General features: G+C 50.1%; 8 protein-coding genes. 5 read left to right on the top strand and 3 right to left on the bottom strand.

The features are described from left to right. The first annotated feature begins 23 nt into the window (after positions 1 to 23). From prpC to prpF, 3 genes are all read left to right on the top strand, one after another. A complete protein-coding gene (gene prpC, locus H6995_07840) occupies positions 24 to 1151 on the top strand; it encodes a 2-methylcitrate synthase (GenBank protein MCP5214904.1) in 1128 nt (375 codons plus the stop codon). Between the two features lie 41 nt (positions 1152 to 1192). Continuing rightward, on the top strand, positions 1193 to 3787 hold the full coding sequence (acnD, locus tag H6995_07835; protein ID MCP5214903.1) for a Fe/S-dependent 2-methylisocitrate dehydratase AcnD: 2595 nt from the start codon (positions 1193 to 1195) through the stop codon (positions 3785 to 3787). Positions 3788 to 3964: 177 nt separating this feature from the next. Next, positions 3965 to 5143, top strand: a complete 1179-nt coding sequence (prpF, locus tag H6995_07830; protein MCP5214902.1) for a 2-methylaconitate cis-trans isomerase PrpF — start codon at positions 3965 to 3967, stop codon at positions 5141 to 5143. Positions 5144 to 5326: 183 nt separating this feature from the next. Here prpF and recQ read toward each other — a convergent pair whose 3' ends face one another. Beyond that, a complete protein-coding gene (recQ, locus tag H6995_07825; protein ID MCP5214901.1) occupies positions 5327 to 7456 on the bottom strand; it encodes a DNA helicase RecQ in 2130 nt (709 codons plus the stop codon). Between the two features lie 247 nt (positions 7457 to 7703). Between recQ and H6995_07820 the strand changes: the two genes are divergently transcribed. Continuing rightward, entirely contained in the window at positions 7704 to 7916 is a 213-nt protein-coding gene (locus tag H6995_07820) for a DUF3820 family protein (GenBank protein ID MCP5214900.1), read from the top strand. Positions 7917 to 7924: 8 nt separating this feature from the next. Here H6995_07820 and H6995_07815 read toward each other — a convergent pair whose 3' ends face one another. Then, positions 7925 to 9490, bottom strand: coding sequence for a SulP family inorganic anion transporter (locus H6995_07815; protein MCP5214899.1), 1566 nt, complete (start codon positions 9488 to 9490; stop codon positions 7925 to 7927). Between the two features lie 275 nt (positions 9491 to 9765). On the opposite strand from H6995_07815, the gene H6995_07810 reads away from it, so the two are divergent. Beyond that, positions 9766 to 10404 (top strand): site-2 protease family protein, encoded by a 639-nt coding sequence (locus tag H6995_07810; protein MCP5214898.1) that lies wholly within the window; start codon positions 9766 to 9768, stop codon positions 10402 to 10404. A gap of 16 nt (positions 10405 to 10420) precedes the next feature. Here the strand turns inward: H6995_07810 and H6995_07805 are convergent, their stop codons facing one another. Further along, positions 10421 to 13699: a transglutaminase family protein gene (locus tag H6995_07805; GenBank protein ID MCP5214897.1), complete on the bottom strand. Its 3279-nt coding sequence runs from the start codon at positions 13697 to 13699 to the stop codon at positions 10421 to 10423. Positions 13700 to 13857 lie beyond the last annotated feature (158 nt).

Here is a 13857-nt window from a genome sequence, read left to right as displayed (position 1 = left end):
TGATTAATTGAAGGAGGTGGAAGATGGTAGATAAACCTTTGGGCGGCGCAGGTTTGCGTGGCCAATCAGCAGGTGAAACCGCTTTGTGTACAGTGGGTAAAAGCGGTACTGGATTAACCTATCGTGGTTACGATATTTCCGATTTAGCATCTAACGCCAAGTTTGAAGAGGTGGCCTATTTGCTGGTGCATGGCAAACTACCAAACCAGCAGGAGTATGACGCTTATCTCGCAAAACTAAAAAGTTTACGTGGATTACCGCTTGCCTTGAAGGCAGTCTTGGAAGTCATTCCTGCTGACGCACATCCGATGGATGTGATGCGGACAGGCTGCTCCATGCTGGGTAACCTGGAAACTGAGCAGGATTTTTCTGAGCAGGATCAACATATCGATCGCATGTTGGCGGTATTCCCTAGCATTATCTGTTATTGGTATCGCTTTAGCCATGATGGCGTGCGCATTGAAACCGAAACGGATGATGACTCTATCGGCGCACATTTTCTGCATATGTTGCACGGCAAGGCCCCTAATGAACTCTTTGAACAAGTCATGCATTGTTCGCTGATTCTGTATGCTGAGCATGAGTTTAATGCCTCAACTTTCACGGCAAGAGTTTGTGCATCGACCCTGTCCGATATCCACTCCTGCGTCACTGGTGCAATTGGCACCTTACGCGGCCCCTTGCATGGAGGCGCCAATGAAGCGGCGATGGATATGATAGAAAAATATACCGATCCCGATCATGCTGAACGTGAAGTGATGGGTAGGCTAGCGCGCAAAGATAAAATCATGGGCTTCGGGCACGCGGTGTATCGTGAGTCTGATCCGCGCAATGCCATTATTAAACAGTGGTCTGAAAAACTAGCGAAGCAGGTGGGCGATACCCGGCTTTATGAGGTTTCCGTTCGTTGTGAAGAGGTCATGTGGCGCGAGAAAAAGCTGTTCTGCAATGCCGACTTTTTCCACGCTTCCGCGTACCACTTTATGGACATTCCAACCAAGTTGTTTACCCCGATATTTGTGATGAGTCGTGTATCCGGCTGGACCGCTCATGTCAAAGAACAGCGTTCTAATAACCGAATCATCCGGCCAAGCGCCGATTACGTTGGGCCAGAGCATAACCAATGGCTACCCATGTCTGAACGTAACTAAGCATTTTAAGCCTTGATAATAGCTGGTGGATGAACTGAGTAATGAACACTGAATACCGCAAATCTTTACCGGGGTTCGACCTGGATTATTTCGACACCCGTTCGGCAGTCGACGCGATTCAGCCGGGCGCCTATGACAAGCTACCCTATACTTCACGCGTATTAGCCGAAAATCTGGTACGCCGTTGCGATCCGGCGACCCTGACTGATTCGCTCAAGCAGATCATCGAGCGTAAACAGGAACTGGACTTCCCTTGGTATCCGGCGCGGGTCGTCTGTCACGATATTCTCGGTCAAACTGCGTTGGTTGATCTTGCTGGCTTACGCGATGCCATTGCCGAGAAAGGGGGAGATCCGGCGCAGGTGAATCCGGTCGTACCCACGCAATTAATTGTTGATCACTCTTTGGCTGTTGAGCACGCCGGTTTCGATAAAGATGCGTTTGACAAGAACCGGGCAATAGAAGATCGGCGTAATGAAGACCGCTTTCATTTTATTAACTGGACCAAGAAAGCGTTTAAAAATGTCGATGTGATTCAACCTGGTAACGGCATTATGCACCAGATTAATCTCGAAAAGATGTCGCCAGTGATTCAGGTGCAAGATGGTGTAGCCTTTCCTGATACCTTGGTCGGTACCGACAGCCATACCCCACATGTTGATGCGCTCGGTGTGATCGCTATCGGTGTTGGTGGTCTGGAAGCGGAAAATGTGATGCTCGGTCGCGCTTCTTACATGCGTTTGCCGGATATCATTGGCGTCGAATTAACTGGCAAACGTCAGCCGGGCATTACCGCTACCGATATCGTGCTGGCGATTACCGAATTTCTGCGAAACGAGAAAGTGGTCTCGTCTTATCTTGAATTTTTTGGTGAAGGCGCAGCAGCTTTAACTCTCGGAGATCGTGCGACTATCTCCAATATGACACCAGAATTTGGCGCTTCGGCAGGAATGTTCTATATCGATGATAAGACTATCGACTACCTCAAACTGACCGGGCGTGATGTGGAACAGGTGAAGCTGGTAGAAGCCTATGCAAAGGAAGCCGGCTTGTGGGCTGACAGCCTGAAAAGTACCGAATACGAACGTGTGCTGAAGTTTGATCTATCTTCAGTGGGGCGCAATATTGCGGGCCCATCCAACCCGCACCGACGGGTCGCCACTGCAGAGCTGGCTGCTCAAGGTATCTCTGGTACAGTGGAAAATGAAGCGGGTCTGATGCCTGATGGCGCGGTTATCATTGCAGCGATTACCAGCTGTACTAACACCAGTAATCCACGTAATGTTATCGCCGCAGGGCTGTTGGCGCGCAAAGCTAATGCATTAGGGTTAAGCCGTAAACCCTGGGTAAAGACTTCTCTCGCACCGGGTTCCAAGGTCGTTCAACTTTATTTGGAAGAAGCTGAGCTGTTGTCTGAGTTGAAGCAATTGGGCTTTGGGATCGTGGGCTTTGCCTGTACTACCTGCAATGGTATGAGTGGTGCACTTGACCCTGAAATTCAGCAGGAAGTGATTGACCGCGACCTCTACGCCACGGCAGTGCTGTCGGGTAATCGTAATTTCGATGGCCGTATCCATCCTTACGCCAAGCAGGCCTTTTTGGCATCACCGCCGCTGGTGGTTGCCTATGCCATCGCAGGTACCATTCGTTTCGATATCGAGAAAGATGTTTTAGGTTACGATAAGGCGGGTAATCCCATCAGATTGAAGGACATTTGGCCTAGCGATGACGAGATTGATGCCATAGTCGAAGCGAGCGTTAAGCCAGAACAGTTTCGAGCAATCTATATTCCAATGTTTGAAGCCTCGCCAGATAAAGGCGACCAGGTCAGCCCCCTCTATGATTGGCGTTCGCAGAGTACATACATTCGCCGTCCTCCCTACTGGGAAGGAGCGTTGGCGGGAGTCCGTACGCTGAAAGACATGCGGCCGTTGGCGGTGCTGGGCGACAATATTACAACTGACCACCTGTCTCCATCTAATGCAATATTGGCCTCAAGCGCGGCGGGGGAGTACTTGGCTAAAATGGGTTTACCCGAAGTGGATTTTAACTCTTACGCCACTCACCGTGGTGATCATCTCACCGCGCAACGGGCAACCTTTGCTAACCCGAAACTATTGAATGAAATGGTGCAAGAGAACGGCCATATCAAGCAGGGTTCGCTGACGCGTATTGAACCGGAGGGTAAGGTTAGCCGTATGTGGGAAGCCATTGAAACCTATATGGAACGTAAGCAGCCGCTGATTATTATCGCCGGTGCAGATTACGGCCAGGGTTCTTCCCGTGACTGGGCGGCCAAAGGAGTTCGCTTGGCAGGTGTGGAAGCCATTGTGGCCGAAGGTTTTGAGCGTATTCACCGCACTAACTTGGTTGGTATGGGTGTGCTACCGCTGGAATTCAAACCAGGAAAGAACCGTAAGACCTATATGATCGACGGCACCGAAACCTATGATGTGATTGGAGAACTAGCGCCCCGTGCCCAACTAACACTGGTAATCCATCGTGCAAAGGGGGAGTCTGTGGAAGTGCCGGTAACCTGCCGACTGGATACTGCCGAAGAATTATCAGTGTATGAAGCTGGCGGTGTGCTACAGCGTTTCGCACAAGATTTTTTGGCATCTTCTACGTCGAAATGATCCGCCATGTTGAAATAACTCTTTGAAAAGAATGGCTTAATAGTTATGACTTGAAGACAAGATCGGTGAGGGATAATTTATAGGTCCGACGTCAGTGCTGACAGCGCACCCAAGTGCCTCAAAGAATGGGGCTGTGCCGATCCATGTTAAGGAAGCTTATTGGAGAAGATAAACAAGATGGCTCACAAACCACAAATTAAAATTCCTGCCACCTACATGCGTGGCGGCACCAGCAAAGGCGTATTCTTTAATTTGACTGACCTGCCAGAAGCAGCACAGGTGCCAGGAGAGGCTCGTGACAAATTACTGCTACGCGTCATTGGCAGCCCAGACCCTTACGGAAAACAAACCGATGGCATGGGCGGCGCGACATCGAGCACGAGTAAAACGGTTATTCTGTCTAAAAGCAGTCAACCAGATCACGACATTGATTATTTGTTCGGTCAAGTCGCCATCGATAAACCCTTTATCGACTGGAGTGGTAATTGTGGCAACCTAACTGCAGCGGTTGGCTCATTTGCTATCAAAACCGGGCTAGTTGATGTGGGCCGGATTCCAAAAAACGGTATTGCCATCGTGCGCATCTGGCAAGCCAACATCAATAAAACCATCATCGCCCATGTTCCAATAACGGAGGGAATGGTCCAGGAAACCGGAGACTTCGAGCTTGATGGTGTCACCTTTCCCGCCGCAGAAATACAAATTGAGTTTATGGATCCGGCAGACGGCGAGGGCGCCATGTTTCCCACTGGCAACTTGGTTGATGATCTGGACGTTCCTGGGGTCGATACCTTCAAAGCGACCCTGATCAATGCAGGCATTCCTACCATCTTTTTAAATGCTGAGGAAATAGGCTATACCGGGGCGGAGCTGCAGGATGCAATTAACAGTGACGACAAAGCCCTTGCTATGTTTGAAACCATCAGAGCGTATGGGGCAGTGCGTATGGGCTTAATAAAAAATATCGAAGAAGCTGCCAACCGCCAGCACACGCCGAAGATTGCATTTGTTGCTAAACCAATTGACTATGCAGCTTCCAGCGGTAAACAGATTGCTGTCACGGATATTGATCTCAATGTCCGTGCCCTGTCGATGGGCAAGCTGCATCACGCCATGATGGGTACCGCCGCCGTTGCCATTGGGACTGCCGCCGCCATACCTGGCACTCTCGTAAATTTGGCCGCCGGTGGCGGCGACCGCGAATCAGTGACATTCGGCCATCCTTCAGGAACGTTGACGGTTGGTGCGAAGGCCAGTAACAGCGATGGTGATTGGCGCGTTAACAAGGTAGTCATGAGCCGTAGTGCGCGGGTTCTGATGGAGGGCTGGGTATGCGTGCCTGGGGATGTATTTTAGTGAACCGATTATTTATAGCATGATGGCAGTTGTGGTACCGAAATAGTTGTTCCGTTTTTGTTTGGCTAGTGCGTTCTCCTGACAAGATCATTCTGATGGCCGAAAAAACGGCATGGTTACTGCGGCTATTGCCACTAGTGCGACCTGTTGGGCTATTGATCTACGCTAAATGCTACTAAAAATCTAAAGTGAGCGTGCCAGCAAGCCTGCACGGATACAACGCAAAATACCATAGTCATAAGCCCCGTTGAGCTCATCGTAGACCGGCTTAAGTCGAAATATCCCATTTTCTTCCTCGGCGGCGAGTATCAGATCTTCAATTTGTTCTATTTCCTCAATCGGCAGTTCGACTGCCTGGTCGAGAGCGATGACTCCTGTCTCGATCAAAGTCGCCAGGTGGCTGTAGATGGTGCTTACGTTTAACTCACGCTGTCTGGCAACTTCAGCGATGGATTTGCCAGTATTCAGAAGTTTGGCCGTCTCTGCGACAGTGTCATTGTCGTCGGCTGCGGTACTGTAGCTGTGATGCTCACGCAATATTTGCAGAAATGCCTGGCCATATTTTTCCAGTTTGCTTTTGCCAACACCGGAGATGCGATTTAGCTGCTCGAGCGTCTGTGGTAGCAGGTTGGCCATTTCCATCAGCGTGGCATCGTGGAAAATCACAAAAGGCGGAACGCCCTGTTCGTCTGCCAGCTGTTTGCGGCAGTTGCGTAACGCTTCCCAAAGCACCGGGTCTTGGCCTTTAAAGGTGCTTTTCGATGTTTTGCGGGTGACCTTTTCTACCACATCTTTACGCAGACTGATCGATTGCTCGCCGCGTAGGATCGGGCGACATTTTTGCTCTAGCTTGAGCGCACCAAATCCGGCGATATCAACTGCAAGGTAGCCGCGTGCGACCAGCTGCCGGAACACTGAGCGCCATTGATTAATATCCAGGTCACGACCGACACCAAAGGTGCTGATCTGCTGATGTTGGTGCTGAAGAATTTTTTCTGTTTCATTACCCAGCAGCACATCAATCACATGATTGACGCCAAAGCGCTGCCCGGTGCGGTAGACGCAACTCAACGCTTTTTGCGTCGACTCGGTGCCATCCCAGGTTTCCACTGGCGTGATGCAGGTGTCGCAATTACCGCAGCTAACGGGAGCGTCTTCACCAAAATAGTGCAGCAACGCATGGCGGCGGCAACTGGTAATTTCACACAGACCCAGCATTGCATTGAGTTTGTGCAGCTCAGCGCGTTTATGCTGTTCTCCTGCTTCGGAACCCTCTACCATCTGGCGCAGTTTGACCACGTCCTGCAAGCCATAGGTCATCCAGGCCGTTGCTGGGGTACCGTCGCGGCCCGCACGACCAGTCTCCTGATAGTAGGCTTCAATGCTTTTGGGGAGATCAAGGTGGGCGACGAAACGCACGTCTGGTTTATCAATTCCCATGCCAAAGGCAATCGTGGCGACAATAATGACCGCATCCTCACGTAAAAAACGTTGCTGGTTTTGCTGGCGCGTCGTGGCTGCCAACCCCGCGTGGTAGGGCAGTGCGGTAAACCCCTGCTCGGAGAGCCATTGTGCTGTGGCTTCTACTTTCTTGCGTGATAAGCAATAAACAATTCCGGCATCATTGGGATGTTCATTTTTCAATAATCGTAACAGCTGCTGGCGTGGGTTATTTTTCTGCGTTATTCGGTATTGGATATTTGGGCGGTCAAAACCAGCGACAAAGAGTTTGGCGCTGGCAAGACTCAAGCGCTGAATGATTTCATCACGGGTACGTTGATCAGCGGTGGCGGTGAGGGCGATGCGCGGAATGAGCGGGAACTGTTTGTGCAACACATTAAGGCTTAAATAGTCGGCGCGAAAATCGTGACCCCACTGGGAAACGCAGTGCGCCTCATCAATGGCAAAAAGGGCAATTGCAATTTGTTGCAGTAGTTCGAATGTCTGTGGTTGGTTCAGCCGTTCCGGCGCGATATAGAGTAAATCCAGTTGGCCATCGCGCAGCTGCTGTTCTATTTCTCTGGTTTGAGCTGCATTCAGCGTCGAGTTGAGAAAGGCGGCGCGAATGCCGAGTTGGATCATTGCGTCGACCTGATCCTGCATGAGTGCAATCAAGGGAGAAATAACAATACCGACGCCAGGTCGAATTAACGCGGGGATTTGATAGCAAAGCGATTTGCCTCCACCGGTTGGCATCAGCACCATGGCATCGCCGCCCTGGCTGAGCGTGTCTACAATCTCGGCTTGCGGACCGCGGAAACTGTCGTAGCCGAAAGTGGTTTGTAAAATGTCTAAGGGGGATCTGGTGGTCATGTCAACGACTTCCTGTCAGAGAGATTATATTTTTCCATGTTATTTTAGAGCTATTAAAATCCATTGATTACAGTTAGTTATGAGATGTTTCTCGATTAATATAGCAATGAAAATAGATTGTTACGCTATCTGCGGGCTTGCTAACTATTTTGAGTAAACAGGTCGTTGCCCAAACTGGCCTGTATTATACTGGCTGATGCTTCAGTATTGTCGATTAGCGCAAAATATACTCTAAGAAAATTTGATCATGATTAAAAAGGAACATCTAGTGGCTCTGGCAAATAGCCAAATGCCCTTTGGCAAGTACGCAGGCAAAGTGATTATTGACCTGCCGGAGGAATACCTACTCTGGTTCGCCAACAAAGGCTTTCCATCAGGGAATCTTGGAACCCTAATGCAAATAGCCTTAGAGATAAAAATCAACGGGCAAGAAGCAGTACTGGATCCGTTACGGAAATAGTTCCCGCGTTAGGCAAGGCTATCTTCCGCGACAAAGTATTTGGGGTCTTCAATGACGTTCACTTCTACCAAATTACCCGCTTTGCGTAATAGTTTTCGGCACTCGGCGCTCAAGTGCACCAGGTGCAGTTTTTTGTTAGCGTTTAGGTAGCGTTCCGCCAGCGTATCAATGGCTTCCAGCCCCGAATGGTCTGCAACACGGGAGCGGGCGAAGTCGATGACAACTTCATCATTATCCTGTTGTGGATCAAAGCGCTCGAGAAAAGAGGTTACAGAACCGAAGAACAAAGGGCCTATTACTGCGTACACCGTAGAGCCCTTGTGGTCTTCGCGTGCCTCAATACGAATATGCTTAGCATGTTCCCAGGCAAAGACGATGGCCGAAACGATGACTCCCACCACAACGGCAACAGCAAGGTCGGTTGCGACCGTTACCGCGGACACCAATATCAACACCATTGAATCGGTACGCGGCACCTTGCCGATGATACGAAAACTACTCCATTCAAAAGTACCGATGACGACGATAAACATGACGCCAATTAATGCGGCTAATGGGATTTGCTCGATTAATGAAGAGGCCACAAGAATAAACAGCAGCAGAAACAGCGCAGCGGAGATGCCTGAGAGTCGACCACGTCCGCCGGAGTTTACATTGATCATACTTTGGCCGATCATCGCGCAGCCGCCCATGCCGCCAAAAAAGCCCGTCACAGTGTTTGCTACACCCTGACCGACGCATTCTTTATTACCGCGTCCGCGGGACTCGGTGATTTCGTCTACCAAACGTAGGGTGAGTAATGACTCAATTAAGCCAATGGCGGCTAAAATGATTGAGTAGGGTAGGATTATCCATAGTGTTTCAATGTTGAATGGCACCAACGGTAGGTGAAAGCTGGGCAGGCCGCCTTTGATTGATGCGATGTCTCCCACCACCCGGGTGTCCAGGTCAAGACTGACGACCAATAGACTGACCACGACAATGGCCGCCAGTGATGAGGGTATAGCCGTGGTAAATCTCGGTAAAAAATGAATGATAGCCATGGTTAAACATACCAAACCTAAAAGAAGGTATAGCTGTTCTCCCTGGAGCCAGGCAACGTCAATGATGGTGCCTTCCATAAAGGTATTATTTAACCAGCCGGGCTCGCCGTTGACGCCAAACTGGCTGAGCTGGGCAAGAAAAATTACTATTGCCAGGCCGTTCACAAAACCGAGCATGACGGGATGAGGTACCATGCGGATAAATTTCCCCAGTTTTAAACAGCCCGCGAGAATCTGTAACAGACCCATCAGCACTACCGTAGCGAATAAATATTCCACGCCATGATCGGCAACCAGGGCGACCATTACCACCGCCAAAGCGCCGGTAGCACCTGAGATCATGCCGGGGCGTCCGCCGATACAGGCGGTGATTAAGCCCACCATAAAGGCCGCATATAGCCCCACCAGCGGCTCAACGCCTGCCACAAAGGCGAACGCAACAGCTTCAGGAACAAGGGCGAGGGCGACGGTTAAACCGGAGAGTAGATCATTCTTGCAGGTAGCGACTTTACTGGGGTGAAACTCAAACATCTAGTGGGCTCAAAAAACAAGAAAATAAATAACGATTCGCCTCAGCGATGCTGAGCGGATACAGTACAACCAATCGGCGGGGTATGTTTCGAAACGGCGAGTGGAAAGGGCGTGCATTCTAACGAAAGTGCTGTTGTATTACAAACCGGCGTTTATAAGGGGTTAGCCTCAAGCTGTTGTCATGTCTTTAAAACGCATTTTCTTGCTGGCAACAAATTTATTTTCGAATCAAGCTGCTAGAATGCGGTCTGTATTTTTTTAGGGAAAGCGTTTTCATGCTGTCATTACTATACAACGGGCAAGTGCTGGTTTTTGGAATTATTCTGGTCGCTATTATTTTTTCACTAACCCTGCATGAGTATGGTCACGCCAGATCGGCGAAAATGTTGGGCGATGATACCGCAGAGAAAATGGGTCGGCTTACATTGAACCCTGCCGCCCATGTGGATCCATTAGGTCTGTTGATGGTGGTGCTGGTTGGTTTTGGTTATGCCAAACCTGTGCCTATTAGCCCTAATAAAATGAAACAGCCTTGGGCCGGTGCCGCAGTGGCTGCGGCAGGGCCACTGATGAATTTGTTGCTGGCGATCCTATCAGTGAACCTACTGTTGTGGGGGTTAAAAACAGGTGCCTTTACTTTCTCTGATCCACCAGCGCTTGCTTTAACAATTCTTTCTCAAATCAATTTGTTACTGATGTTATTTAATCTTATTCCTATGGGCCCACTCGATGGGCATTATATCATGTCCTGGCTATTGCCACCCAGGCTAAGCAGCCAATATGATTATTTCAATTCGCGCTATGGCTCCTTGGTTTTTATTGGCCTGATTCTGCTAAGTGTGCTCGGCGTACCGATTTTCCATTTTCTGATGTCGTTCAGCGCGGCGTTGATTCCTTATATTAGTTTTGTTTAGCGGCACAGATGGTTTTTCACCAGCCATAGTTGGAAAACTGGCGCAAGTCCAGGGTAAATGGATGCTCCGCTTGCACGATAGGAGCTGCGACATCAATGGTGCCTTGGGAGTGTCCCTGTTTGACAAAGCGCGCAATTCGGCGGGCTTCAGCTTCGTTCGCATTCACCGGAAAGGTGTCGTAGTTGCGTCCACCGGGATGTGACACGTGGTAGGTGCAGCCACCCAAGGATTTGCGATTCCAGACATCAACCAGATCGAACGTGAGCGGCGTATGTACGCCGATAGTCGGATGCAATGCGGAATGAGCCCCCCAAGCTTTGTAGCGCACCCCGGCAACGTATTCACCGTGAGTACCGGTTGAATGTAAGGGCAAAGCGATACCATTACAGCTAATGCGATAACGCTCGCTAACCAGACCCTGAACTTTGATCTGAATCCGTTCCAGCGACGAGTCAACGTAGCGCGCGGTGCCCTGTGCGCCACTTTCTTCGCCTAGGACATGCCAAGGTTCGATTGCTGCACGCAAATCCAAAGTCATACTGCCAGCCTGCATTCTGCCGATGTGCGGAAAGCGGAATTCAAAAAAGGGTGCGAACCAATCCATATCGAAGGCGTAACCGGCTAGCTGTAAATGTTCGATTACCGACTTGAAATCTTCCCAAACGAAATAGGGCAACATAAAGCGGTCATGCAATTGCGTACCCCAGCGTACCAGCGGTCTTTGCAGCGGCCGCTGCCAAAAATCCGCCACTAAACTACGTAGCAACAGGAGTTGCACGGCACTCATGCGGGCGTGCGGCGGCATTTCAAAGTTGCGAAACTCAACCAGGCCCAAGCGCCCGGTGGCGCTATCGGGCGAGTAGAGTTTATCGATACAAAACTCAGAACGGTGAGTGTTACCGGTCAAGTCGACCAGAAAGTTACGCAGCACTCGGTCCACCAGCCAGGGTTGCTGGCTATCACCCGGTGGTAGTTGATCAAATGCAATTTCTAGTTCATGTAGATGGCCATCGCGGGCTTCATCGACCCTTGGTGCCTGACTGGTTGGGCCGATAAATAAGCCAGAAAACAGGTAAGATAAACTGGGGTGGTTTTGCCAATAGGTGATTAAGCTGCGCAGTAATTCAGGGCGACGTAAAAAGGGACTGTCTATCGGGCTCGCGGCACCCAAGGTGACATGATTACCGCCGCCGGTACCGCTGTGGCGGCCATCAAGCATAAACTTTTCCGTTCCCAGGCGTGTTTGGCGTGCTTCCTCATAGAGAGTTTCGGTCGTCTCTACGATCTCGCGCCAGCTCTTCGCGGGATGGATATTAACTTCGATAACGCCGGGGTCTGGTGTGACGGATAATTTTTTAATGCGCGGATCGTGCGGTGGCGTGTAGCCTTCCAGGATCACCGGTATTTTAAGTGTCGCCGCAACCTGTTCAACCGCATGAATTAGCTCGGCCCAATCCTCAAAGTGCGTCAAAGGGGGGAAAAATATGTGCAGTCGACCTGATCGGACTTCCACACAGATGGCCGTGGTGGTGAACTTCGATGCTGACTCCTCTTCGAGCAATTGTTCAGCCACCGGTTGCTGCTGCGTTTTTGCCAGTTTGCCCAATGCGGGTAGTGCGCCGCGCTTGCTAAAGGGGTCTCGGGCGGGGGATAGAGGGCGTTTTTTTGGCTCTACCCATTGCAGGCTATCTAAGGGTAAACGTAAACCCATGGGGGAATCGCCTGGCGTGAGGAACATCTGTTGCGCGCGAAAATGCCATTGGTTGGAGACCCAGCGCGGTTGCGTTTCGTGACGGTGAATTGGCAGCACGTAGCCAGTGACTTTGTCTAAGCCTTTTTCGAACAATTGGCGTACGCGGTCGCGTTCCAGGCCGTTGCTGAGCTTGTTGTCGAGCACGTCGACATTCGGCGGCAAGCGTCCTTCCTTCCATAAATAGTAAAAAACATCTTCGTAACCGCTAACAATATGGCTTTCAGGAAGCTGTAATTGTTTGGCTAAGGCTTGGATAAATTGGTGGGCATCCGCCGAGGTTAACTGGTAATCGGTTGCCTCATCCGCTAGCCACTTGTTATCCTGCCAAAGCGCTTCGCCATCTTCGCGCCAGTATGCCGATAGAGCCCAACGTGGTAAGGGCTCGCCTGGATACCATTTACCTTGACCGTAGTGTAGTACTGCACCGGAAGTAAACTTCTCCCGCAGACGCAATAATAATTCGCCAGCTAAACGGCGCTTATCTTTACCGAGTGCGGCGATATTCCACTCTGCGCCTTCCATATCGTCAATGGATACAAAAGTTGGTTCGCCGCCCATCGTGAGACGCACATCCTGTTGTTCTAACTGCTGATCTACCTCGTCACCTAGGCGTAAAATTGATTGCCATTGATCTTCCGTGAAAGGCTTGGTGACGCGCGGGTCTTCGTGGATGCGTAAGACCTGGTTGGAATGCTTGAATTCGACCTCGCACTTGTCGGTCGCTCCGCTGATAGGCGCAGCTGAACTTGGTTCAGGAGTACAGGACAAAGGGATATGGCCTTCACCGGCAAACAGCCCGGAAGTTGGATCTAAACCGATCCAGCCAGCGCCGGGCACATAGACTTCCGCCCAGGCATGTAGATCAGTAAAGTCTTGCTCAGGCCCGCTCGGCCCATCAAGCGACTTTTGGTCGGCGGTTAATTGCACCAAATAGCCAGACACAAAACGCGCGGCTAAACCTAGATGTCGCAGTATTTGCACCAGTAGCCAGGCAGTGTCACGGCAAGAGCCGATTTTCTTTTCCAGTGTTACTTCGCAGCTTTGTACGCCAGGCTCCATGCGAATCAAATAATTGATATGTTGCTGGAGTTTGCTGTTAACCTCGACTAGGAAATTCGCCGTTTGTTGGCGTTTGAGATTAATTGATCCGAGATACCTTTGCAGCAACGGCCCATTCTCATGAATGCGCAAATAGGGGGCCAGATCAATCTGCTCTTGTTCGCCATACCTAAAAGGAAAGTGTTCGGCTGATTCTTCGAGAAAAAAATCGAAGGGGTTAATCACAGTCATCTCAGCAATTAATTCAACATCGACAACAAGCTGGCGCGCTTTCTCCGGGAAAACGATTCTGGCGAGATAGTTGCCGAAGGCATCCTGTTGCCAATTAATAAAGTGATTTTTTGGTTGTATCTTTAATGAATAGGCGCTAATGGGTGTTCGACTATGTGGTGCAGGACGCAGTCTAACGATGTGAGGCCCGATAGTGACGGGGCGGTCAAAGTGATAAGCAGTATGGTGTTTGAGAGCTACTTTTATGGTCATTTTGCGGGGCGTCTACACAGGAATGAATTTTATATGATACCTGTAACTATAGATAAATAGTAAGGCCTTATGAGGTCAGCCCCCAAATACCATCTAATACTAAAATAACCTACATGACAGTATGAGGATAATCTAATGCTCGATTTTGAAAGGCCAGA

It is taken from the genome of Pseudomonadales bacterium (assembly GCA_024234615.1).
In the GTDB taxonomy this organism is placed as follows: domain Bacteria; phylum Pseudomonadota; class Gammaproteobacteria; order Pseudomonadales; family IMCC2047; genus JAJFKB01.
The sequence above is the reverse complement of the archived record's forward strand: the minus strand, read 5'-3'. Positions and strand labels throughout refer to the sequence as shown.

What these genes read in the sequence shown, in the direction of transcription:
- prpC (MCP5214904.1), top strand. Translation starts at nt 24, where the DNA reads ATGGTAGATAAACCTTTGGGCGGCGCAGGTTTGCGTGGCCAATCAGCA.
- acnD (MCP5214903.1), top strand. Translation starts at nt 1,193, where the DNA reads ATGAACACTGAATACCGCAAATCTTTACCGGGGTTCGACCTGGATTAT.
- prpF (MCP5214902.1), top strand. Translation starts at nt 3,965, where the DNA reads ATGGCTCACAAACCACAAATTAAAATTCCTGCCACCTACATGCGTGGC.
- recQ (MCP5214901.1), bottom strand. Translation starts at nt 7,456, where the DNA reads ATGACCACCAGATCCCCCTTAGACATTTTACAAACCACTTTCGGCTAC.
- H6995_07820 (MCP5214900.1), top strand. Translation starts at nt 7,704, where the DNA reads ATGATTAAAAAGGAACATCTAGTGGCTCTGGCAAATAGCCAAATGCCC.
- H6995_07815 (MCP5214899.1), bottom strand. Translation starts at nt 9,490, where the DNA reads ATGTTTGAGTTTCACCCCAGTAAAGTCGCTACCTGCAAGAATGATCTA.
- H6995_07810 (MCP5214898.1), top strand. Translation starts at nt 9,766, where the DNA reads ATGCTGTCATTACTATACAACGGGCAAGTGCTGGTTTTTGGAATTATT.
- H6995_07805 (MCP5214897.1), bottom strand. Translation starts at nt 13,699, where the DNA reads ATGACCATAAAAGTAGCTCTCAAACACCATACTGCTTATCACTTTGAC.